At 63.6% G+C, this 25,228-nt stretch carries 25 protein-coding genes, 1 tRNA gene, 1 pseudogene and 1 other annotated feature; of the genes and pseudogenes, 10 read left to right on the forward strand and 17 right to left on the reverse strand.

Annotation, left to right across the window (positions count from 1 at the left end; genetic code table 11):
• Positions 1–175: 175 nt before the first annotated feature.
• The gene (locus tag VQ045_RS04350; protein ID WP_331829286.1) at positions 176–403 is read right to left on the reverse strand and encodes a hypothetical protein; all 228 of its coding nucleotides are present in this window, start codon (positions 401–403) and stop codon (positions 176–178) included.
• Positions 404–758: 355 nt separating this feature from the next.
• Here VQ045_RS04350 and VQ045_RS04355 point away from each other — a divergent pair.
• A protein-coding gene (locus VQ045_RS04355) for an IS3 family transposase (RefSeq protein ID WP_331829287.1) occupies positions 759–1,987 on the forward strand; the annotation gives its coding sequence in 2 pieces (ribosomal slippage) (positions 759–1,050 and positions 1,050–1,987; 1,230 coding nt in all).
• Positions 1,043–1,159: a sequence feature (AL1L pseudoknot), on the forward strand. It overlaps the preceding gene by 117 nt.
• A 10-nt stretch (positions 1,988–1,997) precedes the next feature.
• On the opposite strand, the pseudogene VQ045_RS04360 reads toward VQ045_RS04355, so the two are convergent.
• The 5 genes and pseudogenes from VQ045_RS04360 to VQ045_RS04380 form a co-directional block, all read right to left on the reverse strand.
• Positions 1,998–3,267: pseudogene (locus tag VQ045_RS04360) on the reverse strand (IS256 family transposase).
• A gap of 309 nt (positions 3,268–3,576) precedes the next feature.
• Complete coding sequence (locus tag VQ045_RS04365; RefSeq protein WP_331829288.1) at positions 3,577–3,960, reverse strand: hypothetical protein; 384 nt, start codon at positions 3,958–3,960, stop codon at positions 3,577–3,579.
• A 378-nt stretch (positions 3,961–4,338) separates the two neighbouring features.
• Entirely contained in the window at positions 4,339–5,046 is a 708-nt protein-coding gene (locus VQ045_RS04370; protein WP_331829289.1) for a hypothetical protein, read from the reverse strand.
• Between the two features lie 586 nt (positions 5,047–5,632).
• Positions 5,633–5,899 carry a conjugal transfer protein TraD gene (locus VQ045_RS04375; RefSeq protein WP_331829290.1) on the reverse strand — a complete coding sequence of 89 codons (267 nt, stop codon included), beginning with the start codon at positions 5,897–5,899 and terminating at the stop codon, positions 5,633–5,635.
• Between the two features lies 1 nt (position 5,900).
• Positions 5,901–6,227 carry a conjugal transfer protein TraD gene (locus VQ045_RS04380; RefSeq protein ID WP_331829291.1) on the reverse strand — a complete coding sequence of 109 codons (327 nt, stop codon included), beginning with the start codon at positions 6,225–6,227 and terminating at the stop codon, positions 5,901–5,903.
• Positions 6,228–6,398: 171 nt separating this feature from the next.
• Here VQ045_RS04380 and traA point away from each other — a divergent pair, with 171 nt between their 5' ends.
• From traA to VQ045_RS04410, 6 genes are all read left to right on the forward strand, one after another.
• On the forward strand, positions 6,399–9,470 hold the full coding sequence (traA, locus tag VQ045_RS04385; protein WP_331829292.1) for a Ti-type conjugative transfer relaxase TraA: 3,072 nt from the start codon (positions 6,399–6,401) through the stop codon (positions 9,468–9,470).
• A 130-nt stretch (positions 9,471–9,600) separates the two neighbouring features.
• A complete protein-coding gene (locus VQ045_RS04390) occupies positions 9,601–9,816 on the forward strand; it encodes a helix-turn-helix transcriptional regulator (protein WP_331829293.1) in 216 nt (71 codons plus the stop codon).
• Entirely contained in the window at positions 9,806–10,036 is a 231-nt protein-coding gene (locus VQ045_RS04395) for a hypothetical protein (protein ID WP_331829294.1), read from the forward strand. The genes VQ045_RS04390 and VQ045_RS04395 overlap by 11 nt, the downstream gene beginning before the upstream one ends.
• A 93-nt stretch (positions 10,037–10,129) precedes the next feature.
• Positions 10,130–10,549 (forward strand): putative toxin-antitoxin system toxin component, PIN family, encoded by a 420-nt coding sequence (locus tag VQ045_RS04400; protein WP_331829295.1) that lies wholly within the window; start codon positions 10,130–10,132, stop codon positions 10,547–10,549.
• A complete protein-coding gene (locus VQ045_RS04405; protein ID WP_331829296.1) occupies positions 10,546–10,806 on the forward strand; it encodes a pilus assembly protein HicB in 261 nt (86 codons plus the stop codon). The genes VQ045_RS04400 and VQ045_RS04405 overlap by 4 nt, the downstream gene beginning before the upstream one ends.
• A gap of 16 nt (positions 10,807–10,822) precedes the next feature.
• Entirely contained in the window at positions 10,823–12,448 is a 1,626-nt protein-coding gene (locus VQ045_RS04410; RefSeq protein WP_331829350.1) for a recombinase family protein, read from the forward strand.
• Here the strand turns inward: VQ045_RS04410 and VQ045_RS04415 are convergent.
• A tRNA-Met gene (locus tag VQ045_RS04415) sits at positions 12,405–12,481 on the reverse strand. The genes VQ045_RS04410 and VQ045_RS04415 overlap by 44 nt on opposite strands.
• 351 nt (positions 12,482–12,832) lie before the next feature.
• On the opposite strand from VQ045_RS04415, the gene VQ045_RS04420 reads away from it, so the two are divergent.
• The gene (locus VQ045_RS04420; RefSeq protein WP_331829297.1) at positions 12,833–13,798 is read left to right on the forward strand and encodes a Gfo/Idh/MocA family protein; all 966 of its coding nucleotides are present in this window, start codon (positions 12,833–12,835) and stop codon (positions 13,796–13,798) included.
• A gap of 36 nt (positions 13,799–13,834) precedes the next feature.
• Here the strand turns inward: VQ045_RS04420 and mnmA are convergent, their stop codons facing one another.
• Complete coding sequence (mnmA, locus tag VQ045_RS04425; protein WP_327623848.1) at positions 13,835–15,010, reverse strand: tRNA 2-thiouridine(34) synthase MnmA; 1,176 nt, start codon at positions 15,008–15,010, stop codon at positions 13,835–13,837.
• 363 nt (positions 15,011–15,373) lie between these two features.
• On the opposite strand from mnmA, the gene sciP reads away from it, so the two are divergent.
• Entirely contained in the window at positions 15,374–15,664 is a 291-nt protein-coding gene (gene sciP / locus VQ045_RS04430) for a CtrA inhibitor SciP (RefSeq protein WP_206455261.1), read from the forward strand.
• A gap of 160 nt (positions 15,665–15,824) precedes the next feature.
• Here the strand turns inward: sciP and VQ045_RS04435 are convergent, their stop codons facing one another.
• From VQ045_RS04435 to VQ045_RS04455, 5 genes are all read right to left on the reverse strand, one after another.
• Entirely contained in the window at positions 15,825–16,805 is a 981-nt protein-coding gene (locus VQ045_RS04435) for an ABC transporter ATP-binding protein (protein ID WP_331829298.1), read from the reverse strand.
• A complete protein-coding gene (locus tag VQ045_RS04440; RefSeq protein WP_327623850.1) occupies positions 16,802–17,773 on the reverse strand; it encodes an ABC transporter ATP-binding protein in 972 nt (323 codons plus the stop codon). Before VQ045_RS04440 ends, VQ045_RS04435 begins: the two co-directional genes overlap by 4 nt.
• 11 nt (positions 17,774–17,784) lie before the next feature.
• Complete coding sequence (locus VQ045_RS04445) at positions 17,785–18,639, reverse strand: ABC transporter permease subunit (RefSeq protein WP_327648007.1); 855 nt, start codon at positions 18,637–18,639, stop codon at positions 17,785–17,787.
• Between the two features lie 94 nt (positions 18,640–18,733).
• Positions 18,734–19,741 (reverse strand): ABC transporter permease subunit, encoded by a 1,008-nt coding sequence (locus VQ045_RS04450; protein ID WP_331829299.1) that lies wholly within the window; start codon positions 19,739–19,741, stop codon positions 18,734–18,736.
• A gap of 156 nt (positions 19,742–19,897) precedes the next feature.
• Complete coding sequence (locus VQ045_RS04455; RefSeq protein WP_331829300.1) at positions 19,898–21,484, reverse strand: ABC transporter substrate-binding protein; 1,587 nt, start codon at positions 21,482–21,484, stop codon at positions 19,898–19,900.
• Positions 21,485–21,690: 206 nt separating this feature from the next.
• Here VQ045_RS04455 and VQ045_RS04460 point away from each other — a divergent pair, with 206 nt between their 5' ends.
• The gene (locus VQ045_RS04460; RefSeq protein ID WP_331829301.1) at positions 21,691–22,473 is read left to right on the forward strand and encodes a HugZ family pyridoxamine 5'-phosphate oxidase; all 783 of its coding nucleotides are present in this window, start codon (positions 21,691–21,693) and stop codon (positions 22,471–22,473) included.
• Between the two features lie 73 nt (positions 22,474–22,546).
• On the opposite strand, the gene VQ045_RS04465 is transcribed toward VQ045_RS04460, so the two are convergent.
• The 4 genes from VQ045_RS04465 to VQ045_RS04480 form a co-directional block, all read right to left on the reverse strand.
• Positions 22,547–22,855, reverse strand: a complete 309-nt coding sequence (locus VQ045_RS04465) for a hypothetical protein (protein ID WP_331829302.1) — start codon at positions 22,853–22,855, stop codon at positions 22,547–22,549.
• Positions 22,856–23,075: 220 nt separating this feature from the next.
• On the reverse strand, positions 23,076–23,360 hold the full coding sequence (locus tag VQ045_RS04470; RefSeq protein ID WP_327623856.1) for a glycine zipper domain-containing protein: 285 nt from the start codon (positions 23,358–23,360) through the stop codon (positions 23,076–23,078).
• Positions 23,361–23,504: 144 nt separating this feature from the next.
• The gene (locus VQ045_RS04475; protein ID WP_327623857.1) at positions 23,505–23,795 is read right to left on the reverse strand and encodes a hypothetical protein; all 291 of its coding nucleotides are present in this window, start codon (positions 23,793–23,795) and stop codon (positions 23,505–23,507) included.
• Between the two features lie 145 nt (positions 23,796–23,940).
• Entirely contained in the window at positions 23,941–24,882 is a 942-nt protein-coding gene (locus VQ045_RS04480; RefSeq protein WP_327647986.1) for an HWE histidine kinase domain-containing protein, read from the reverse strand.
• Positions 24,883–25,228 lie beyond the last annotated feature (346 nt).

The following is a 25,228-nucleotide window of genomic DNA, read 5'->3' on the forward strand; positions in this document are numbered from 1 at the left end:
ATCTTTCTTCATGGCGTTGCTCTCCTCAGTGGAATCGGCACCCCGAGCCTAACGGCTCAAGGCGGGCAACGCCGCCCACTTCAGAGTTTCAACAGAGACCGGGACATTCCCTGAAATGGTTCCCGTTTCGCCATGTTTGCCCGAAAGGATCTGGCGCGTCTCTGCCAAGCTTTGCTCAGCGGGAACGGCGGTGCGTAAGGGTAGAGGCTGATCCGCTCCATCCCAGATCACGAAGCCTCGCGCACGCCTCGAGCACCTTTCGAATCTTGTATTTTTCAAGATTGACGACGTTCGTTCGCCCCCCGGCCGCACACAGGTCGATAATCAGTCGGATGAGTTCATCATCGCTGATCGTCGCGTCGTCAGCCAGCGTGGCAGCGATGTTTTCAATATCAACAGTCATGCCGAAACATCTCCATGCGCCCCCCCGGCCGTAAACCTGCGGGATCCCCCGAGACGATCAAGGGCGTCGCCGGTTTTCCACAGAACGACGGTTAACGGGTCGTGACGGTTACGCCGCCGCGCAGGAGGAATATGACGCGGATCAAAGGAAGAAAAAACGGGAGATGGACGGAATTTCCGCCCAGACCGAGGTCGTGAATCGCGGGCCCGAATTCTGGCGGGAAATCCTAGCGCAGGGCGTCGCAGAGCGGAAACTCACTCCGAAGGATCAACTGAACCGGAAACTCACTCCGAAGGATCAACTGAACCGCCCCGGGTTTCCCGGAGACCTCACTTCCTGAGAGAATGGGGTCATGATGACGAAGACGACATCGAAGAGATATTCGCCGGAGGTCCGCGAGCGAGCGGTGCGAATGGTGCTGGAGCACCAGGGCGATCACGCGTCGCAGTGGGCAGCAATTTCCTCCATCGCGGCGAAGATCGGCTGCGCCGGGGAGACGCTGCGCCACTGGGTCAGGCAGGCCGAACGCGACCAGGGTGTTAGGGCCGGGCAAACGAGCGCTGAGCGCGACCGGATCAAGGCTCTCGAACGTGAGGTCCGCGAGTTGCGTCAGGCCAACGAGATCCTGCGCAAGGCATCGGCGTATTTTGCCCAGGCGGAGCTCGACCGCCCATTCCGACGATGACGGCGTTCATCGATGATCATCGTGATGTCTATGGGGTCGAGCCGATCTGCCGGGTTCTGCCGATCGCCCCGTCGACGTATCACGAGCACGCGGCCCGCAAGCGCGACCCGGATCGCCGACCGGCTCGGGAACGCCGCGACGCCGAGCTATGCGACGACATCCGCCGCGTCTTCGAGGCGAACTTCGGCGTCTACGGGGTTCGCAAGGTCTGGCGTCAGTTGAAGCGCGAGGGCATCGACGTCGCACGCTGCACCGTCGCTCGGCTGATGCGCCAGATAGGTCTGAAGGGCGTGATTCGCGGCAAGCCGGTGAAGACGACGATCAGCGACAAGGCCACGCCCTGTCCGCTCGACCGGGTGAACCGTCAGTTCAAAGCACCGCGGCCGAACATGCTGTGGGTTTCGGATTTCACCTATGTCGCCACATGGCGAGGCTTCATCTACGTGGCCTTCGTCATCGACACGTTCGCCCGCCGCATAGTCGGCTGGCGCGTGTCGCGATCGGCGCATGCCGACTTCGTCCTCGACGCCCTGGAGCAAGCCCTTCACCAGCGGCAGCCCTTCGCAGGCAAAGGTCTCGTGCACCATTCGGACCGGGGATCGCAACTTCCATTCAATCGGTCGTCGCAACACCTGAACGAAGGAGGTTGCGATGGGTATTCCTACGACAACGCGCTGGCCGAGACGATCAATGGTCTCTTCAAGGCCGAGGTCATCCATCGACGCGGACCGTGGCGCAGTCTCGAAGCCGTCGAGTTCGCCACCCTCGAATGGGTCGATTGGTTCAACAATCGCCGGCTGCTCGAACCGATCGGCAACGTTCCGCCCGCCGAGGCGGAAGCCGTATACTACGCTCAGCTTGAGGCCATGCCGATCGGAGCTATGGCCGATTTTGGGTGACGCGGCTTGATCAAGCGGCGCGGTTGTCGGCGCCCTGCGTGGCGACGCCATCGGTGAATGTGACGCCCTCGAGGACCATTGGCAACTGGTTCGCGCCCTTCAGACGGCGCCATGTTTTCGCTGCGGCCTGAACGAGCTTGAACACCATCAGCTTCGCCGTCTTCTGAGACAGCGCGCCCTTGGTCCGCACGGTCCGGTGCCGGACGGTGGCGAACACGCTCTCGATCGGGTTGCCCGTGCGCAGGTGATCCCAATGGTCGGCCGGGAAGTCGTAGAAAGCCAGCAAGGCGTCGCGGTCCTTGATCAGGCAAGTCGCTGCCTTCTCGTACTTGGCCCCGTATTTCTCGGTGAAGGTGTCCATGGCGGCCTCGGCGGCGGCGCGGGTCTCGGCCTGCCATATCTCGCGCAGGTCGGCCTTCACCGCCGGCTGCATCGATTTCGGGAACTTGTTCAGGATGTTGGCGGTCTTGTGAACCCAACACCTCTGATGACGCGTGCCCGGGAAGGCTTCATCGAGGGCATTCCAGAACCCCATGGCCCCGTCGCCCACGGCGATCTCCGGCGGGACCGAGAGGCCGCGGGCCTTGATATCGACCAGCAGTTCGCGCCAACTCTGCGCGCTCTCTCGCACCCCGACCTGGAAGCCAAGCAGTTCCTTGCGCCCCTCAGGTGTCGCGCCGATGATCACCAGCATGCATTCGGCGGCCGGCTCCATGCGGGCCTGCAGGTAGACCCCATCGGCCCAAATGTAGACATAGCGGCGCGCGGAGAGGTCGCGGCGCTGCCAGCGGTCGTAATCCTCCTGCCAGCCGGCCGTGAGGCGCGAGATCACGCCAGGCGACAAGGTTCGGCGCGTCAGACCCGAGCAGCGCCGTCAGCGCTTCCTGGAAGTCCCCGGTGGAAATACCACGCAGGTAAAGAACCGGCAGCAAGGCATCGAGGCTCTTCGACCGCCGCGCCCAGCGGGGCAGGATGTTCGAGGTGAAGCGGATCCTTCTCTCGGCCGGCACGCCGGCGGCGCGGTCGCGCACCTTCTGGCGCTGCACCGGGATCGGGCCGATCCCGGTCTGGATCATCCGTCCCGGCCCGGTGCCATGCCGCACGATGCGATGGCGTCCATCGGGCAGGCGTTCATCCTCGAACTGTGCAACGAAGCTCGCCGCCTCGGCCCTGAGCGCGGCGGCCAGCATCTGGCGCGCGCCCTCGCGGGCGATCTCGGTGAGACGGTCAAGGATCGATCCGGGCTGGTGAAGCGGGGTGATCGTGGTATCGTCTTTCATGGCGTATCGCTCCTTCGGGAGGTTCTGGCAGGCTTCAGCACCCGCCACGATACGCCGCCTTCTCAGGCCCCATCACCCATTTTCAGCCATAGCTCTGCCGATCGCCGCGTAGGATTCAAACCAAACAGTCTCCGGGAAACCCGGGGCGGTTCAAACAGATCCTTCAGGTCTGTGCCTCGATGCCGCGCAAGCTGCCGGGCGAACTCCAGTCCAAGCATGCCGTGGGCGTTCTCGAACGAATGAGGGAGCAAGGGGTGGTATCCGGTTGAACCGAGCTTCATCCGCGAACGACGAAAACGCCGAGATGTATCACCGGATTGCGTCATTCTGGTTCTGCCAATGCTCCGATAATGGCTTCATCAATATTGCCAGCGTCACCTCTGGCGCCTGCTGCCCGTCCAGTATCACCTCGACGATGTCCGGCGCGAGCAGCGTGAGGCGCAGGACACGGGTCACGTAGGACGCCGCGATGCCCTCGCGCTCGGCGAGTTCGGCGATCGTTGCGAAGTCGCCCGACTCCAGCATGCGCTTCCAGCGAAACGCGCGCGCCAGCGTCTTGACCAGCGTGTTGTCGCTACTTCGCGACCGCGCGGCGCCGTCGGGCAGTTGCATCTCCTTCCGGCCGCCGCGTTTCACGACGCGGAACGGGACGTGGAGCGTGATGGTCTCGGGGATCGGCGTCGCGCGTGTCATGCGGCGCGCTCCATAGCCCCGGCCAGCATCTCGCGCGCGAGGCCGCTGAGGCCGTCAACACGAAGGCGGAGGTTGACAAGGCGGCTGCGCGTCCAGCAACTGCATCAGCTTCGACCGAGACAGCGCGCGGATAAACAGAACCGCCCCGCCCCGATCCGTGCCGCAAACCTGGAAGCTTCGTTTGGCGAGGTCGATCGCCAGGACATGCACGTCTGACATGGGCTCCTCCTTCGAAAGCGCCACCACGGCGCTGCGCTGACACCTTACGATGCCGGCCAGAAGGCGGCATCCACCCCAACAGTTCAGTTGTAGTCTTCCCTCCTTGCGGTGATCATCTCGCGGGTATCTGCCAACATACGCTTTTGGCAGCATGTGAGTTCATTCTCGACGGTCGCTCCTACCTGACAACAACGCAATGCGATCGGAGCCGGGCACAAATCGATCTGGCTGAGCTTTTTGGGCAATGCGCACGAGGTCGACAAGCGCCGAACGGAGAAAGGGCCAGGGGAACTCCGGACATTCAGCAGAGCTTTCTCCCTCGCGTAAGATGGCATCGAGCTTGCCCGCAACGCCGGCAAGTGATGTGGCAGATGCACTCATCAGCGCATCGACCAGCTGTTGTTCGCGGAAGGCTGCGGCCTCTTCGGCCTCTTTGGCGACGGAGTATCCCAACTCGCCATCTGCGGCATCCCAGCGAGCCTGGTGTGCCGTGAGCTCAACTTCCGCGATTGCCCACGTCGCGGCCATCGCCGGATCGTCGCCGAAGGTCTCTTCGATCTGATCACGGGTATGCACGAAGATCGATCTGCCCTCGTCAGGCAGATCGACCTCTGCACGAGGAAACCCAATCGTCTCGACCAAACGAGCCTCGAGGGTCTGCTGTCTGCAGCAAGCCTCATAAGTGCGAAGGTGAGCGTCGTTCCATTCGTGCCAGAGCGGCAATGCGACATCCGGATCGCCGCTAGTCCTTGCTGGCGATCTCCTCAATGGATTGGTCGTCCATGCCGCTGCCATCAATGTGGTGCCGGCTAGCAGCATGCGACGGGTGACGATAGACAGACTCGTGCTAGTCTCAGAATCAGCCATGATCCGAGCTCCTTACAGCTTGGCGAGTGGTCAGGCTGGCTAGGATATTTCCGCATCCTGGCCAGCCACTCTGCATGCCGCGCCAGACATGAGGTGAGGCTGAGGCATCAGATTTTTGATAGAAAAAATATCAATTCGATTGGTGTGGATGTCAATAGAAAATCTATCAAATCGTTATCCAACCGTCACAATCCGACAGGTGAAGGCTGCCAGGGCGTTGCTCAGGTGGTCCCAAGGAGACTTGGCGGCGCGTTCCGCCGTTTCAGAACCAACGATCGCGCGCCTTGAGGCGGAGGATGGGCCACTGGGCGGCCGCCCTGAGACAGCCGCAAAGATCGTGCATGCCTTGGTTCATGGGGGCATCGAGTTCATCTCCGAGAACGGCGGCGGGCCGGGCGTTCGGCTGGCGCGGCCCATTGACGGCGAGTGATCATTTGAGCGGAACGGGTTAATCTGACCCGTTGCGGTCAATCAGGAGTGCCAGGAGGCCCTCTATCTACGCTGGACCATGACTGCGCCATGATCGCTCTGAGCCGGCGGGATCACCAAGCGGATGGCGTAGGTCTCCGCGCCGCCCCGCCACCGGTCATGCCCGATCATCCTGTTCTCGCGAGACGATGCGCGTTCCTCCTTTGCGCTCCGCGGCGAACGCCTGTTTCCCCTTCTCGGCCCAGAGCGTTCGCGCTCGTTGTCCATCGTCGCTCTTGAGCTTTTCGGCGACCCAGATCATCGCGCCGTAGATCATGGCGCGATCATCGCCGGTCAGCTCCACAATGCCGGACTTGACGACGAGGCCGCCGAGTTCAATCAGATGCCGCGTGCGTTTGCGGCGTTCGACCTGCCAGGTGCGCATGTCATGCCGCGCCCGCGCTGCCTGATGCCGATTGCGCGCTGCCCGATTGCGCCGGAGCGCCGCCAATGTCGCGGTCAGATGCTTTTGCAGATCGCCGCGATTTGCTGCGAAAGAACGCGGCCCCACGCTTGGCCCAGGACTCCCTCCTTCCGGCATCGGTGGTTTCGGCCAGCACGATCAGCGCGCCCGCCAGTTCCTCGGGGCTGAACGCATCGGCTCCGGTGGCGATCACCAGTTCACCAAGTTGTTGCACCTTGCGGGTCTTCAGGTCTTTGGCCTTGTCTTCGAGAGCTTTCAGTTCCGCGTCATAGTCCCGTGGCTTGCGCATGGCATCCTCCATAAGCTGTTGATGCAGCGATGTTAGTTGAGCGCCTGTCGCAATGCTGTAAGGTTGTCGGAACGGTCTGGCACGCGCCGGTCCATCCCGATATTTTTTCGAGGGAGGGCGCGCTTATACGTCGTTCCGACGTGCGCTTGACCGTGCCAATGCTTGATCGCGATGGCGATCTATCATCTTCACGTCAAGGTCATTGGCCGCAAGGCCGGGAGCAGCGCGGTGGCCTCCGCCGCCTACCGTTCCGCCTCGCGGATGCGCGACGAGCGGATTGACCGCGTTCAGGACTTTTCCGCCAAGCGCGGCGTCGTCCATTCGAAGGTGCTGCTGCCGGAGAACGCGCCTGAGGCATGGAGCGACCGCGAACGACTGTGGAACGACGTCGAAGCCTTCGAGGTCCGCAAGGACGCCCAGCTCGCCCGTGAGGTGGAGTTCGCCCTCCCGCGTGAGATGAGCAAGGTGCAGGGCATCGAGCTCGCCCGCGACTTCGCGCAATCGGAATTCGTCGACCAGGGCATGATCGCCGACCTCAACGTCCATTGGGATCGGGCAGAGGACGGCATGCCAAAACCCCATGCCCATGTCATGCTCACCATGCGGTCGGTGGACGAGGACGGCTTTGGCCGGAAGGTCCGCGACTGGAATCGCACCGAGATGGTGGAGCGCTGGCGCGAACGCTGGGCGGAGCTTGCCAACGAGCGGCTGGTCGAACTCGATATCGACGCCCGGATCGATCACCGCAGCCTTGAAGCGCAGGGCATCGGGCTTGAGCCGCAAAACCAGATCGGCGCCCCCGCGCAGCGCATCGAGACACATCGTGTCGAGGACGACGGCATCGAGACACGTGGTGTCAAAGGCGAAGGGATCGAGGCGGCCGCCACCGTTGCGGACCGGGCCGAGATGCACCGGCAGATCGCCCGCGACAATGGCCAACGCATCATCGCCGATCCGTCCCTGGCATTGGATGCGATCACGCATCAGCAATCGACCTTCACGCGGCGCGAGATGGCAATGTTTGCGCATCGGCACAGCGACGGCATCGACCAGTTCAATGCGGTGACACTTGCCATAGGAAACGCGCCCGGTCTGGTCGAACTGGGACGGGACCGACGCGGCGAGGACCGGTTCACCACCCGCGACATGATCGAAGCCGAACAGCGCCTGCACCGTGCCGCCGAACTCATGGCAGATCGGAAGCGCCATGAGGTGAACGACACTGACAGGCAGGCGGCACTGGCGCATGCCGAACAACGCGGCCTTGTCCTCTCCGACGAGCAGGCCGATGCGCTGGCCCATATCACCGACGGGCGCGATCTCGGTATCGTTATCGGCTATGCCGGAACGGGAAAGAGCGCGATGCTGGGCGTCGCGCGGGAAGCATGGGAAGCGGCGGGATACGAGACCCGGGGCATCGCTCTGTCCGGCATCGCGGCGCAAGCCCTCCAGAGCGGATCGGGCATAGCATCGCGCACCATCGCGAGCATGGAACATGGCTGGCGGAACGGCCGCGATCTGCTCACCAGCGGTGACGTGCTGGTAATCGATGAGGCCGGCATGGTCGGCACGCGCCAGATGGACCGCGTGCTGTCCCATGCGGCTCAAGCCGGCGCGAAGATCGTCATGGTCGGCGATCCGCGGCAGCTACAGTCCATCGAAGCGGGCGCGGCTTTCCGCTCGATCCATGACCGCCACGGTGGCGCGGAGATCAGCGAGGTGCGCCGCCAGCGCAACGATTGGCAGCGGGACGCCACGCGCGATCTGGCGACCGGCAGAACCGGCAATGCGATCCATGCCTATGACCGTCATGGCATGGTGCATGAGGCTCCAGCGCGGGAACAGGCGCGCGATGATCTGATCGACCGCTGGGACCGCGACCGGCAGGCCGAACCGGATCGCAGCCGGATCATCCTCACCCATACCAATGCCGAGGTGCGCGCCCTCAATGAAGGTGCGCGGGAGCGAATGCGGGACGCGGGCGATCTGGGTGAGGACGTGCGCGTCGCCGTCGAACGTGGCGCGCGCAGCTTCGCCAGTGGAGACCGCGTCATGTTCCTGCAAAACGAGCGCGGCCTTGGCGTGAAGAACGGTACGCTCGGCACCATCGTTGAGGTCAGCGCGCAGAGCATGTCCGTGCACGCCGATGACGGGCGCAGTATCTCATTCGACCTGAAGGACTACGACCGCATCGACCACGGCTATGCCGCGACGATCCACAAGGCGCAGGGCATGACCGTGGACCGCACCCATGTGCTGGCCACACCGGGCATGGACGCCCACAGCAGCTATGTCGCGCTGTCCCGGCATCGCGACGGCATGGACCTGCATTATGGCCACGACGACTTCGCCGGCCAGGACAGGCTGGTGAATACCCTGTCGCGCGACCGCGCCAAGGACATGGCCACCGATTACGAGCAGCAGATCGACCCGGCGCGGGATTACGCCGAGCGGCGCGGCATCACCTTCCGCGCCCGTGTCGCGGAGATCGTGCGTAAGGTCGTCCCGGAAAAGGTGCGTGGCATGTTCAACGGTATGCGCTTGCCCGCCGATGGCGGACAGGGGCCGGAACGGGCAGCGCCGTCGCCGGGCGCTGGCGAAGCGCAGGGGCCGGTACGGGAAAGCGCTGCGGCAAAGGTCCGGCGAACGCCGGATGCGCCGGAAAGAGCCGTGGCGGCGGACCCGGAGGCGGCGCTGCGCAAGGCCCGCACCGATACGCTCATCCGTCATGCCCGCGCGGTGGACGCGATCTTCAGCGCCGAAGATGCGGGCGGCAAGCGAAGCCCGGACCAGATGCGGAAACTTTCCGACGCTCGCAAGGCTTTCGAGGGCGTGCGGCCTCATGGCTGGCGCGATGCGGAAGCAGCCTACGTGAAAGAGCCCGACCTCGCCCGAGAGGCAGGTGCAGGCAAGGTCAACCGCGCCATCCGGGCGCTCCAGCTCGAAACCGAAATCCGCACCGATCCCAGCCGCCGCGCCGACCGCTTTGTCGAGCGCTGGCAGAAGCTCGACCGCACCAGTCAGCGCCAATACCAGGCGGGCGATATGTCCGGCTACAAGGTCACGCGGTCGGCGCTGGGCGACATGGCGAAAAGCCTCGAACGCGATCCGCAACTGGAATCCCTGCTCGCTAATCGCAAGGCCGCGCTAGGCATCGACATGGAGGCTGGCCGCCGACTCGGCGCGGCCCTCGCCCTCTCTCACGGTCTCGACCTCGGGAGAGGAAGGGGGATCGGGATATGAGAACCGTCCTATGTGCCGCCGTTTCCATCCGGCGCCGCGACGATTCCCCGAACCCTCTTGCGCCCCGGCAAGGGCCTGTCCTGACTGGACAAAGAGCCGTCAGAAACCGCCAGCCGGAGGCATCGCATCCATGCCCGCACCAGACCGTATCGTCCGCCTGAATACCGTCCTCGCCCGGACGGGCCTGTCTCGCTCCACCATCTATCGAAAGATCGCTGAGAGTACTTTCCCGGCCCAGATCAGGATCAGCATCAACGGTGCCGGTTGGCGGGAGTCCGATATTGATCGCTGGGTTGCCGATCCCGTCGCATGGCGGCCGGAGCAAGAGGCCGGTGATGGCCGATGACGACAGGTGCTCGGGCAGAGGGAAACCTGCCAATGACAACCGCCCGACTGATGGACAGGAAGCCGGTCACGAGGCCCTCGACGCGTCCGAGCGGCTTGATGCGGCTGTGCTGTCCATCGCTCGACTGATCGGACGTCAGATCGCGCGGGAAGATCACGAGAAAGCCATGCGCGCAGCCAATGACAACAGGCCACCCGAAGCAGGCGACGATGACGGATGACACCGTGGCCCGCGTAACTCGGGGATGCCTCGCATGACCGGATGCGATGAGCGGAAGATTGACATCTTATAGGATGTCTATATTTAACCTCCCATGAGGCTGGTTCTGGACACCAACGTGATCGTGGCGGCGTTCCGCAGCCGCAACGGGGCAAGCAACCTGCTGTTGCGGTTCGTTGACCGGAGTGTGGTGACGCCGCTTTGTTCCACGGCGCTGTTTCTGGAATACGAGGCGGTGCTGAGCCGGGAGGAAACCCGGAAGGCGACGGGCCACAGCCTGGAGGATGTCGCGGCGGTCATGAGCGCGCTTGCCGCCGTGTCCGCGGGTGTCGATATTTCGTTTCGGACGCGGCCCATGCTGCCCGATGCCGCGGATGAGATGGTGCTTGAGGCTGCCCTGAACGGAGAGGCCGAGGCTATCGTGACGCATAATGTCAGGGATTTCCGCCCGGCCCTCAAGCTGGGCGTGACCATTGCAACGCCAGGAGAGATCGTCAGGAGACTGAACACATGACGCAGACCCAACGCTACAAATACCCGCTGCAACTGCCGCAATCGCTCAAGGAGACGGCGGTGCGTCTTGCCATGGAGGATGGTGTATCGCTCAATCAGTGGATCATTTCGGCCGTGGCGCAGAAGATCGGGGCAGTGGAGACGGCTGACGATTTCCTGAAAGCGCGTGCCGGCACGGCGAAGCGCGGTGATCTGACGAGGCTTCTTGACCGTGCGCCGGATGTGCCGCCGGCGCCGGAGGATGCCATCAAGGACTGATAGAACGGAGATCGCCATGACCCGCGCCGCGCTTTACGCCCGCTACTCCTCCGACAATCAGCGGGAGGCCTCGATAGAGGATCAATTGCGGCTGTGCCGCGAGCATGCGGAGCGTGAAGGCTGGCAGATCGTAGAAAACTATACCGACGCCGCAATCTCCGGCGCCAGCATGATCCTTCGACCTGGGATAAAGACGCTTCTCACGGATGCACAGGACGCACGCTTCGACGTGGTTCTGGCCGAAGCCCTCGACAGGCTGTCCCGTGACCAGGAAGACATTGCGGCACTGTTCAAGCGGCTTCGCTTCGCCGGTATTCGCATCGTTACCCTGTCAGAAGGAACGGTGGACGAACTGCATATTGGCCTGAAAGGCACGATGAACGCTCTCTTCCTTCGTGATCTGGCTGCCAAAATCAGGCGTGGCCAGTCCGGCCGCGTTATCAACGGATACTCCGCCGGGGGCCTGTCCTACGGATATCGTGTGGTCAAGAAGCTCGACGAGCGAGGGGAGCCGATCCGAGGCCTCCGTGAAGTGGACGAAGAACAGGCTGGTATCATCCAGCGCATCTTCCAGGAATTTGCCTCGGGGCGTTCCGCCCGGACCATCGCCGCTGGCCTTAACCGCGACGGCATTCCCTCTCCCTTCGGCCGAGAATGGGGAGCCTCCACGATCAACGGCAACCTCAAACGTCGCAGCGGCATACTCTATAACGAGGCCTATATCGGGCTCTTGGTCTTCAATCGCGTTCAGATGGTCAAGGACCCGGAGACCGGCAAGCGCATCTCCCGCCCGAACCCGTCCGAACAGTGGCAGGTGGTGGAAGCGCCTCACCTGCGCATCGTCAGCGACGAGCTATGGAACGCCGTCCAAGTACGCAAGAAGCTCTACGGTGGAACCCGGCTGCATAAGCGCAGAAGGCCGAAGCATATGTTCTCCGGTCTGGTGCGGTGCGGTTGCTGTGGCGCGACCTACACCATCAAGTCCCAGGATCAGCTCGCCTGCACAGCGCATCGGGAACGGGGAACCTGCGCGAACAACCGAACTGTTCGCGTGCCCGACCTCGAATGTCGCGTGCTTGAAGGCATCAAGCAACGGCTGCTCGCCCCCGATGCGATTGCCGAATTCCTTGCTGAGTATCATGCCGAGAGGAAGCGGCTGAACGCCATGATGCGGCGGGACCGGCACCAGATCAACAAACGGCTAGGCATTCTCGATAGGCAAATCTCGAACATCATCGATTCCATAGCCGATGGTGCTGCAACGTCAGGCATGAAGACCCGGCTGATCGAGATGGAAGCGGAGAAGGAGCGCCTTACCGCCGATCTGGCCGCAATCTTGGATGCCAGCGATGTCGTGGAACTGCATCCGGCCTCGATTGAGGTTTACCGCCGCAGGATCGCCGAGTTGCAGGAGGCGCTGCACTCCAACGAAGACGACCGCCAGGACGCGCTCAATGCCATTCGTTCGCTCGTCACAAGCATCGAAGTGATACCGTGCGAAGGACGGGGGAAATTTGACCTGAACGTCCACGGTTCTCTAGCAGAGCTTCTCAACCTGCCTCACCGCAAACCGGGCGAACCACCGAACACTGCAATGATGGTAGCGGAGGAGGGACTCGAACCCCCGACACGCGGATTATGATTCCGCTGCTCTAACCAGCTGAGCTACTCCGCCATCTCACGACGAGGCGACCACTTCGGGTCGGCGGGGATATAGGAGGCGCGGGCGACGGCTGTCAATGGTCGGAGAAGCGTCTGCTCCGGCTGATTTGGCCTTCGCCGGTGGAAATCGCCGCAACCCGTCGTCATGCCGCTTCGTTCGCCATCGGCAAGCAACTCGCCTGGGTCCGACGCGGCCGATGTCGATCGCCACAGCCCACAGCGGCGGCCGGCGTCGTGGCCCGCCCTTCTCCCCTCAATCCCGATCCGTGACAGACCCCGCAAGGAAAGGCGTCCAGCGCCGATCCTTGCGGCGAGGCCGCCGCTTCGCTAGGTCCGGTTCGACATCACCAGGAGAGAACGCATCATGTACCCACGAATAGCGGTCGTCGGTTGCGGACAATGGGGCCAGAACCACATCCGGACCCTCGCCGAGATCGGCGCCCTCGCAGGGGTGGCCGATCGCCATGACGACCGCGCGGAGGCCTTCGCGGAACGCTACGGCGTCAAGGCGCTGTCTCCCGAGGCGGCGGTCGCGGCGTCCGATATCGACGCGCTGGTCCTGGCGCTACCGGCATCCGCCCACGGCGCCATGGCGCGCGCCGCCTTCGCGGCGGGCAAGGATGTCCTTATCGAAAAGCCGATCGCACTCGATTCGGCCGACGCCGAGAAGACTGCCGCGGCGGCGCGCGTGGCCGGACGCCTGTTGATGGTCGGGCACGTCGTCCGCTTTCATCCGGTGTTCCAACGGCTTTGCGAGATCGTCGCCGAAGGCCGGATCGGCCAGGTGCGCCATCTGATCTCGAACCGGATGGGTCTGGGGCGGTTTCCCAGCATGGACGTGGTCTGGGATCTGGCGCCGCACGATCTGTCGCTGGTGCTGCATCTGGCCGGGGAGCATCCGGACACGGTCATCTGCCATCGTCGCACGGTGCTCAGCGACGAGACCGACATCGCCGACATCATCCTGGAATTCCCGAATGGCATCGGCGCGGAGATTCATGTCTCGCGGGTTTCGCCCTATCGCGACCGGCGATTCTCGGTGATTGGGACGGAGGGAATGCTGACCTTCGACGATCTGGCCCCGGAAGGCGAGAAGCTGGCGCTTTATGCCCACAAGGTGCGGCGAGCCGGCGCGACATTCGACTTCGACAATGCGCCTGCCGCGTTTCTTCCGACCGAACCGGGCTTGCCGCTCGATCGCGAGCTCAGGCACTTCCTGGATTGCGTCATGACCCGAACCGAGCCGGAAACCGGAGCCAGCGAGGCCGTGGAGACCGTCCGGATCCTGTCGCTGGCCTCGCCGCTTTCGTCGCCGGACCTGACGGCCTGACGACGCGGAATCGGCGACAAGACGTCCGTCCCTACTCTACCCGGCCACCGCGACGGTCGCCGAATGGCTGGTCGCCACCGCCGGCCGAACCGTCTCGGCGATGATGCCGCCGCCCAGGACCTCGGCGCCGGCGTCCTCGCACGCATAGAAGACACAGGCCTGGCCCGGCGCCACGCCATCCTCGCCTTCCAGGAGTTCGACCTGCCAGTCGCTGTCGTCGCCGACGATCCGGGCCGATGCCGGCGGGCGCGTCGAGCGCACCTTGACGAAGAGCGGGCGTCCCGACGCGGCATGGGCGCCCGGCGTCTCGCGCCCGAGCCAATTGACGTCGCGCAGACGCAGGCGGCGCGTCGCCAGCGCTTCGCGCGGCCCGACGATGACACGCGCGGTCGCGGGTTCGAGCGCCACCACATAGAGCGGCTCGCCGGCGGCGACGCCGATGCCGCGCCGCTGGCCGATCGTGTAATGCAGGATGCCCGCGTGCCGGCCCAGCAGCCGCCCGTCGATATGGACGATATCGCCCGCCTCACCCGCGTCGGGCCGTAGCCGCTGGATGACGTCGCTATAGCGGCCCTTGGTCACGAAGCAGATGTCCTGGCTGTCCGGCTTGGCGGCAATCGCGAGGCCATGCCTGTCGGCGAGCGCGCGGGTCTCGGGCTTGGTCAGGCGGCCAAGCGGAAAGCGCAGGAAATCGAGCTGGGCCTGCGTCGTCCCGTAGAGGAAATAGCTCTGGTCGCGATCGAGATCGAGCGGCCGATAGAGACTGCGATGCCCGCCATTCGGTCGGCTATCGATATAATGGCCGGTCGCCAACGCGTCGGCGCCCAAATCCCTTGCCGTGGCGAGAAGATCGCGGAACTTGACGGTCTGGTTGCAGGCGACGCAGGGGATTGGCGTCTCGCCGGCCAGATAGCTTTCGGCGAATGGATCGATCACCGCCGCGCGGAACCGGTCCTCATAGTCGAGCACGTAATGATGGATGCCGAGCGTCTCGGCGACCCGGCGGGCGTCGTGAATGTCCTGGCCAGCGCAACAGGCACCGGCACGGCGGGCGCCCTCGCCCGCGTCATAGAGCTGCAACGTGATGCCGACGACGTCGTAGCCTTGCTCATGCAGAATGGCCGCGACGACGGACGAGTCGACGCCGCCCGACATGGCGACGACGACACGCGTCTCGGCGGGCAGCTTTGGAAGATCGAGGCTGTTCAACATTGGCGCCTCCTGCGGCGTCTCGGCGGTTCTGACGGCGGAGGTCCGTTTCTAGCGGGCTGGCACCGAAAAGCAAAATAATGCGGCCATGACGCTCCCTCTCATTCGGGACCTGACACGCATCGCGCTCCGGCACAGGTAGGCGCCCCGCAAGAGCCCCGCAAGTCATACGCCGCCGAAGGCTTTCCCCGCAACGATCCGCGACCGTTGGAAGGGCCAGCGGTGAGACTCCGGGGCCGGGTTGGCCCCGTCGATCGCCGGTCGCTCAAACTCTTATCGAAACCTTACGGGAAGCTTGACGCTTTTTTTAGAAGCGCCGCGCTAGGGTGAGGTTCGATTAGGTCTTTGAGTTTTGTAGAGAGTACAATGACCGATCAGGTTAGACCACGCGTAAAATACGTCATCGGCCCGGACGGCAGCCCGTTGACGATTGCAGACTTGCCGCCCACAAATACCCGACGATGGGTCATCCGCCGCAAGGCGGAGGTCGTCGCGGCAGTTCGCGGCGGGCTTCTCAGCCTCGACGAGGCCTGCTCGCGGTACACGCTGACGGTGGAGGAATTCCTCTCCTGGCAGATGTCCATCGACCAGCACGGTCTGGCTGGTTTGCGTACCACACAGATCCAGGAATATCGCAAGAAGGTGGACCTGCACTGAATAGGCACATACCCCATTTTCCGAGCGCCTGAGGAGACCGGCTACCGTCGGCTCGAAAGCGATTGAAAGCCCCCGGTGAAAACCGGGGGCTTCGTTTTTTCATGACCCTGTCAACCGCCCACGATACCGGCGGACCTCACAGGTCCGAGGCTGGCGACAGTCAGGCCGGCGGTAATCGGCCTTCCTCCACCGCGAAACAGGCGACCTTGGTCGGGCCGTGTTCGACAAGCACGGGCAGTTCCGAGCGGCAACGGTCGTTGGCATAGGGACAGCGCGGGTGGAAGGCACAACCCGGCGGCGGATCGAAGGGTGACGGCAATTCGCCGGTCAGCCGGATGCGCTGGGTCTTCTTGCCCGGATCGGTCGCCGGCGTCGCCGACAGGAGCGCCCGCGTGTAGGGGTGCAGCGGGTTCGCATAGAGCGCGTCGACCGAGGCGATTTCGACCGGACGCCCGAGATACATCACCATCACCCGGTCCGCGACGTGCCTGACCACCGACAGATCGTGGCTGATAAAAATATAGGTGAGATTCAACCGCTCCTGGAGGTCGGCCAGGAGATTGAGAATCTGCGCCTGAATTGAGACGTCGAGGGCCGACACCGGCTCGTCGAGGACCAGAATCTTCGGCTCCAGGATGATGGCGCGCGCGATCGCCACGCGCTGGCGCTGACCACCCGAGAACATATGCGGATAGCGATCGTAGTGCTCGGGCCGCAGACCCACCTCTGCCAGTGCCGTCTCGGCCTTTTTGCGGCGTTCGGCGCGCGAAAGCTTGGTGTTGATCTTTAGCGGTTCCTCGATGATCGCCCCGACCTTCTGGCGCGGGTTGAGCGCGCCATAGGGATTCTGGAAGACGATCTGGACGGTCGAGCGGAGCTTCTTGATGTCGCCGGGATGATCGCCCGAGACGCGCACGCCGTCGACGTCGAGTTCGCCCTCCGACGGCGTTTCGATCATCGTCAGCATACGGGCGAGGGTCGACTTGCCGCAGCCCGATTCGCCGACGATCGCCAGCGTTTCGCCTTGCTCGACGACGAAGCTGGCGTCCTTCACGGCCTTGAGTTCGAGCGGCTTCTGGAACAGGCCACGGCGCACCTCGTAGACCTGGCTGACATTCTTGGCGGTGACGATCGCGCTCATCGGGCGTCTCCCGCGTTGAGGGGATAGTGGCAGAGCGCTTCCCCCAAAGCCGGTGGCTGCCGCGGCGGCACCACCGTGCGGCAGATGTCGTCGGCCTTCGGGCAGCGCGGATTGAACAGGCAGCCGTTTGGCCGATCCCCCTGCCCCGGAACGACGCCGGGGATGGTCGGCAGGCGCGCGCCTGTGGCGCGTTCCGGAATCGCGGCAAGCAGCGCCGCCGTATAGGGATGGTGCGGGGTATCGAACAACGTCGCGACCGGCTGACGCTCGACCTGCTGGCCGGCATACTGCACCACGACCCGCTCGGCGGTCTCGGCGATGACACCCATGTCATGGGTGATCAGGATCATCGCCATGCCGTGCTGCTTCTGAAGATCGACCAGGAGATCGAGGATCTGCGCCTGAATGGTCACGTCGAGCGCCGTCGTCGGCTCGTCGGCGATCAGAAGCTTCGGGCTGCAGGCCGTCGCCATGGCGATCATCACCCGCTGGCTCATGCCGCCGGAGAGCTGATGCGGGAAGGCTGTCAACCGGCGTTCCGGCTCCGGCATCCCAACCTGCTGAAGGAGCTCCACCGCGCGGGTCTGGCGTGCCTTGCGGTCGAGATCGGTGTGCGCCTTGAGGGCCTCGCGGATCTGGTAACCCACCGTGAAGCACGGATTGAGGCTGGCCACCGGCTCCTGAAAGATCATGGCGATATCGCCGCCGATGATCTTGCGCCGCTCGCGATCCGACATGGCGCGCATGTCGCGCCCCTCGAAGGCCATCTCGTCGGCGGTGACGGTGGCGGAGGGTGGCAGCAGACCCATCAGCCCGAGCATGGCGACGGATTTGCCCGAGCCGGACTCGCCGACGATGCCGAGGACTTCGCCCGGCTCGACCGAAATGTCGACGCCGTCGACCGCCTTGAACGGGCCGGAGGCCGTGTCGAAGACGACGGAAAGGTTGCGGAGAGAGAGAAGGGGCATGGGTTAGAGTGTCAACTCCGCTTCATCTTCGGGTCGAGCGCATCGCGAAGGCCATCGCCCACCAGATTGATGGCAAGCACGGTGATGAGAATTGCCAGCCCGGGCAGAGTGACCACCCACCACGCCCTGAGGATGAACTCGCGCGCCTCGGCCAGCATCGTGCCCCATTCGGGCGTCGGCGGCTGGGCGCCCATGCCGAGAAAGCCGAGCGCGGCGGCATCAAGGATGGCGGTGGAAAAGGACAGCGTCCCCTGGACGATCAGCGGGCCGAGGCAGTTGGGCAGGATGGTCACCACCATCAGCCGCAAGGGACTGGCGCCGACGACACGGGCCGCGGTGACGTATTCGCGCTCTTTCTCCGCCATCACCGAGGCCCGCGTCAGCCGGACGAAATGCGGTTGCAGCACGATGGCGATGGCGATCATCGCATTGACCAGGCCGGGCCCGAGGATCGCGACCAGCACCAGCGCCAGGAGCAGCGATGGGAAGGCGAGGATCACGTCCATCACCCGCATGATCAGCGTATCCACCCAGCCCCTGAAATAGCCGGCGATCAGCCCGATCACGATCCCGCCGGTAACCGAGATCGACACCACGACGACACCGACGAAAAGCGAGAAACGCGCGCCATAAATCAGCCGCGAGAGCAGGTCGCGTCCCACCGCGTCGGTGCCGAGCAGGAAGGTGGCCGTTCCGCCATCCTCCCAGAAAGGCGGCTGTAGCAGCGCGTCGCGATACTGCGCCGACGGGCTGTGCGGCGCGATCAGCGGTGCGAAAATCGCGATCAGAACGAGCAGACAGAATACCGTCAGTCCGATCACGGCGCCCTTGTTCTCGGAGAAATAGAACCAGAATTCGGCGAGCATCGCCCGCCGCGTGCCCCGGCGTCCGGGCGCACCGCCCGCGGCGGCCTCGGCATCGTCGATCCTGTTGAGTTCGTCGGTATGGACCATAATCGCCTCAGTGATGCCGGATACGCGGGTTGATGAACCCGTAGAGGAGATCGACCAGGAGATTGACGACCATCACCACGCCGGCGACCAGCAGCAGCCCGCCCTGCACCACCGGATAATCGCGCTTGAAAACCGAATCGACCATCCATTTGCCGACGCCGGGCCAGGAGAAAATCGTTTCCGTCAGGATGGCCCCGGCCAGAAGCACGCCGACCTGCAGGCCGATGACGGTCACCACCGGAATCAGGGCGTTGCGAAGGGCGTGGACCCCGACGACTCGCAGCGGCCGCAGCCCCTTGGCGCGGGCGGTGCGGACATAGTCGTCGCTCAGCACCTCGAGCATGGCGGAGCGGGTCTGTCTCGCGATCACGGCGAGTGGAATGGTGCCAAGGACGATCGTCGGCAGGATCAGATGGCTGAGCGCCGACCGGAACGCTCCGTCCTGACCGGACAGAAGGCTGTCGATCAGCATGAAGCCGGTCACTTGCGGGAAATAATAGAGCAGCGAGATGCGTCCCGAGACCGGCGTCCAGCCGAGCGTCCCGGAAAAGAAGATGATCAGCAGCAGTCCCCACCAGAAGATCGGCATGGAATATCCGACGAGCGCGGTCCCCATGATCGACTGGTCGAGCCACGTCCCCCGATTGACGGCCGCCAGAATGCCGAGTGGCAGGCCGATCGCGACGGCGAAGATGATGGCGCAGGTCGACAGTTCCAGCGTCGCGGGAAACAGCGTCAGGAACTCCCCCAGCACCGGCCGCTTGGTGACGATCGAGGTGCCGAGGTCGCCCTGCAGGATGCCGACGAGATAGTCGAAGAACTGCATGACGATCGGCTGGTCGTAGCCATAGACCTTTTGCAGCTCGGCGTAGCGTTCCGCCGACATGCCCCGCTCGCCGGCGAGCAGCATGATCGGATCACCCGGCAGCAGCCTGATGAAGGCGAAGGCGACGATGGCGACGCCGACGAAGGTCGGGATCAGGAGGGCGATCCGGTACAGAAGAAAACGGAGCATGGCATCCGACTTGAGGTTCGCCGGATGCGTGCACCGTTTCCCGGTGCCGCCCGGCGGGGTCGACACGACAACGCAAATGGACCTTGCCCACCCGAACCTCGCATCGCTTCACAAAAAGCAGGGAGGGCGGCCCAAGAACCGCCCTTCCCCGACCTGTTACTCGCTGATGTCGACGCCGTCGAACCAGTGACCGCCGAGCGGGTCCATGACATAGCCCGTCACGTTGGAGCGCATCGGCATGTGAACGACGGAGTGGGCGATCGTGCCCCAGGGCGCCTCGCGCTTGAAGACGACCTGCGCCTCCTCGTAGAGCTTGGCGCGCTCTTCCTGCTCGCCGCTCTTGGCCTTCTGGATCAGGCTCTCGAATTCCTCGTTGCACCATTGCGCCCGATTGGAGCCGCCGACGCCGTCACAGCCCAGCAGCACCGCGAGGAAGTTGTCCGGATCGCCGTTGTCGCCGGTCCAGCCAAGCAACACCGCGCCGTCGCGGTCCTCTGCCTTCGAGCGCTCGAGATACTCGCCCCACTCATAAGAGACGATCTCGGCCGTAACGCCGATCTTCTTGAAATCCTCCTGGATGAGCTCGGCCATGCGCCGCGCATTCGGATTGTACGGGCGCTGCACCGGCATCGCCCAGATCTTCATGGACAGGTTTTCGACGCCCGCATCGGCCAGGGCCTGCTTGGCCTTCTCCAGATCGTAGGGATCGTCCTCAACAGCGTCGTTATAGGACCACATCGTCGGCGGGATGGGGTTCTTGGCAGCCTTGCCGGCGCCCTGGAACACGGCTTCGAGGATTGCCTCCTTGTTGATCGCCATATTGAGAGCCTTGCGGACCTCCGGCTTGTCGAACGGCGCCACCTTGGTGTTGTAGGCGAGATAGCCGACGTTCAGCCCCTCCTGCTCCATGACTTCAATGTCGGCGTTGGCCTTCAGCGCCTCGATATCGGCGGGTGCCGGATAGGGCATCACGTGACACTCGCCCGACAGGAGCTTTTGCTGGCGCACCGCCTGATCGGTGGTGATGGCGAAGACCAGATCGTCGATCGGCTGCTTGCCGTCCCAATAGTCGGCAAAGGCCTTATAGCGGATCACCTGATCAGGCTGGTAGGCGAGGAAGCTGAACGGGCCGGTGCCGACAGGCTTCTGGTTCAGATCGGCTTTGTTGTCGCCGAGCGAATCCGCATATTCCTTTGAAAGGATCGAGGCGAAGTCCATTGCCATGTTGGCCAGAAATGGCGCTTCCGGGCGATTGAGCACGAATTTCACTGTCAAGTCGTCGACCTTTTCGATCGACTTGACGAGATCCGGCATCGACATGCCGTTGAAATACTCCCAGCTCGCGCCGTCGACATATTTGTTGAACGGGTTGTCCTCCTTGAGCTGGCGCTCGAAGGAGAAGATGACGTCGTCCGCATTGAGATCGCGCGACGGCGTAAAGAAGTCGGTGGTGTGGAACTTGGCGCCGGGACGGAGCTTGAATGTGTATTCGGTCCGGTCCTCCGACACTTCCCAGCTCTCGGCGAGGCCGGGCTGGATCTCGGTCGTGCCGCGCTTGAATTCGACCAGGCGATTATAGACCGGCTTGGACGAGGCATCGAAGGTCGTGCCGGCGGTATAGAGCGCCGGGTCAAAACCCTCGGGCGATCCTTCCGAACAGTAGACGAGCGTCTTGGCCGATGCGGCGGAGCCGAGCGCGAGCGTTAAAGCGGTCGCCGCAACGAGCCGGGTGAACAGTTTCATGGATGGCATCTCCCTGATCACGAGACGGGTCAAACCCGCCGGAAGTCGATATCGGACAGGTTTTGCCGGCGTCATGCAAGCGCATTTTTTGACCAAGCATTCAAAAAACCATCCCCTGCGCTTCGCCCTCCGACGATGCATATCGCGTCGATTTGGCCAGGATTTGCCGCTGCGCGGCATGAACAATCTGGTTTATCATTCGTGGGATGAGCAAGAAAACAGATCGCCCCAAGGTTTCGGCCGACCGCCCCGCCGAGCGTGCCTCCCCCTTGCAGCCCGTCGACGCGGACGCGAGACGGCTCGCCCGGACACTGCTGCGCTCGGCTCGCCACGGCGCCCTTGCGGTGCTGCGCCCTGGCGACGGTCATCCGGCGGCCAGCCGAGTCCTCGTGGCAACCGACTTCCTCGGCCGGCCGCTCCTGCTGATGTCCGACCTCACGCTGCATGCCAAGGCCCTTGCGGTCGATCGCCGCTGCTCACTGCTGGTCGGGGCGACGGGCAAAGGCGACCCCCTCACCCATCCCCGTTTGACGGTGTTCGGGACGGCAAGCGCCATCGCGGCGACGGATCCGGAGCGTCCGGCGGTGCGGGAGCGGTTCCTCGCGCGCCATCCGAAATCCGCGCTCTACGCGGATTTCGGCGATTTCCATTTCGTCCAGCTGGAGTCGGCGTCCGCTTCGCTGAATGGCGGCTTTGGGCGCGCCTTTGAACTCACGCCTGCCGAGTTCATCGACGGCCCTGCGGAGGACCTCCAAGCCACGGCCATCCGGGCGCGCGACCACATCAATGCGGACCATGGCGACGCGATCGACCGCATTGCCCTCGATGCCGGCCATGAGGGACATGGATGGCGCATCGCGACTCTCGATCGCCTCGGCTTCGAAATTCTGCGGGGAGATTCACTGCGACGGGTGGAGTTTCGCGCCGATGCCGTGGCAGCCGGAGGGTTCCGGAGCGCCTTCGTCGATTTGGCGGCCGACAAGGCGTGACGAATCTGAGGGATGAGACCGCGAGAACCTATACCCCTACGCAGGCGTCGCTTCCCCGGCGTCCCGTCGCGGCCTAAACCTTGAAGCCCTCCGGGCAGGCCGCCCGAAACCGGCGATTGCTCTGCCCGCTCAGATAGATGCATTGGCCCGGATTATTGGCCGCCAGGCCGAGCACGCGATCGTCGGAGGTGATGACGGTCTCCGGAATTCGCCCGACCCGGAACGGTGCAACCTCGGCCCCTGAGAGACCGAAAACCGCGCCAAAAACGGGAGGCAAGGCGCCGCCAGTGCAACCGGACAGCACAATTGCGCCGACCAGCGCCGCAAGGAGGCAGCCGTTCTTTCGATGCCCGCGGGGCGTCTGCGAACGTTTTTCGGTCAACCTCAGATTCTCCATCCCATCATTCCGCGCCGACCGAATGCACATCTCATCGAGAAACCGCCCGTACACGGACCGTCTTCACTGCCGCGCCGGCGGCTCGGCCCTCCGCATCGGACGCGATCGGTCCGTGCCGAGGCTTTTTCTCCCGGATTTGGCCACAAAAAAAGCTGCCGAGACGACCCCGGCAGCTCTCTTACGATCAAATCGCCGTCGTGCCCGGTCAGTAACCGGCTGGGCAACGATAGATGTTACCGTCGGAATAACGGCAATAGCCCGGACGCTCCTTGGAGCGGCCGATGACGTTGCCGACCACCGCGCCGGTGCCAGCGCCGATGGCGCCGCCGATCAGCGCGCCCTTCGCATCGCCCGTCACGCCGGCTCCGATCGCCGCGCCGCCAAGACCGCCAAGCGCCGCGCCTCCGGCGGTATAGCGATCTTCCGTCGTGCAACCGGCGACCAAGATGGTAGCCGCTGCGATGGCGGCAATCGAATATTTCTTGAACATGTTCAACCTCTCACTGGACCCGTCGTCCCCACTCACAACGATAACGCATCAATTTCGTTCCGTCACCATATTGATGACTGACCAGATCCAGATTGGCACGGGTATCAAACGCCGGACAGCCCGCCCAAATTTTTTCGGCCGCTTTTAACGGGACGCCACCATCTGCGGTTCCGCGTCAAACGTGATCAGCAACTCGCCGGTCCGGCTGACGGCCCAGTCGATCGAAGCCGATTGCTCGAAGACGTCCGCGTCGACGGCCTTGCAGGCGCCGAGAACCCTGCTCTCCGTGGAGCCACTCAGGCGCATCTCAAGCGCCAAATCGCGCCGGCATTCCTCAACCGACTCATATGCCGGAACAGGAACGGGAATTTCTCTGCAGACCGAAGCATCGCCCGAGCATCCGACAAGTAACATAAAAGCCGCAACATGTTCCATCGAAACGTCTCCTTTGGCTAAACAACGGCCAATTCGGAAAGTCGTTCCAAATTCCCTGCTGGCACCTGAAAAAAAACGTCTCGGAAAAAGGCGATTCGGCGAAAAGCCCGGTGTTCCCGTCGGCTCAGCGAACCGGATCGGCGACTCAGGCCTTTACGGCAGAGGAGCGCGAGTTGACCTCGTACTGGTCCTGAGGAATCGTCAGCGTATAGCGCAAGCCGTCGGAAAAATATTCGAGCGAGGCTGCCCCGCCGACCGCGTTCGGCACGATCCGCTCCAACGTCGACGTACCAAAGCGAGCATCACGCTCCGGGCGAACGCGCGGACCGTTTCGTTCTTGCCAATCCAGGACGAGGGTTTCCTCATCCTCCCTGTCTTCAAGCCACGCGCCGATGGCGACCGTTCCGCCGGGGACGGACAATGATCCGTAGGAGGCGGCGTTGACCGCCAGTTCGTGCAGTGCGAGCCCCACATGCAACGACGCCGTCGGCGAGAGATAGACGTCGGGAGACTCGACCGCGATTTGATCCATGCCGTCGGGCGCGTAGCGTTCGACCTGCATCGTGACGAGGCTCATCAAGTCCGCGCCACGCCAATCGGCATCGGTGACGATATCCTGGGAGTAGGCGAGCGATTGAATCCGCCCTCTGAAGCGGACGAGAAACTCCGGAACGGTCACCGAGTGACGCGCCGTCTGACTCGCCAGACTCTGGATGATCGCCAAAAGGTTCTTGGAGCGATGCGACAACTCACGCAGCAGGGTCTTCAGCGTCTCTTCGCGGCGCTTTTGTTCAGTGATCTCCACCGAGGTTCCGATCACGCCGCAGACGTCACCGTCCTCGTCATGGTCCACATCGATGCGAATGTCATACCATCGTAAAGAGGCGCCGGACGCGATGGCGAGCTCGAAGCGCGCGGGCCGCTGCGTGCGGATCACCTCCCGCTTCATCACGACCGATCGCTCGGCGCCCTGCGGCGCCAAAAGATCAGCATCGACCATACCCGCTTGCGCTCCGGCGAGCCAGGATCGGCCGGCATTGCAGATCCCGACATAACGCAGATCGCAGTCCTGGGAGAACACGGACATGTCCGTGGTCTCGAGCGCCCGCAGTATTTTGTTCGACACCATCATAGGACGCTCGACCAACATGATTGCCCCGATCTCGACCTCGACGCGACCTCAGGGGAGCCGCAAACATTCCGCAGAAAGAGGGGCACCTCACCTTCCAAGCGTTCTACCCAGACAGCAGACCGCGAGCCCATGTTCGATGCAGTCCGAACCTCGACAATCCGGCCACCCGCATCCGATGCCTCACCCACCCGCCGGCCGGTGATGCTTCTTCCCTTCCGATTTTCGCCGACTCGCTCAGCTTGCACGACAGCACATCGGTCGATCCCAAAGCATTTTTCCAGCAATGCGCGGCGACCATTGC

The sequence above is a fragment of the Aurantimonas sp. E1-2-R+4 genome (genome assembly GCF_036549515.1).
Classification (GTDB): Bacteria; Pseudomonadota; Alphaproteobacteria; order Rhizobiales; family Rhizobiaceae; genus Aurantimonas; species Aurantimonas coralicida_A.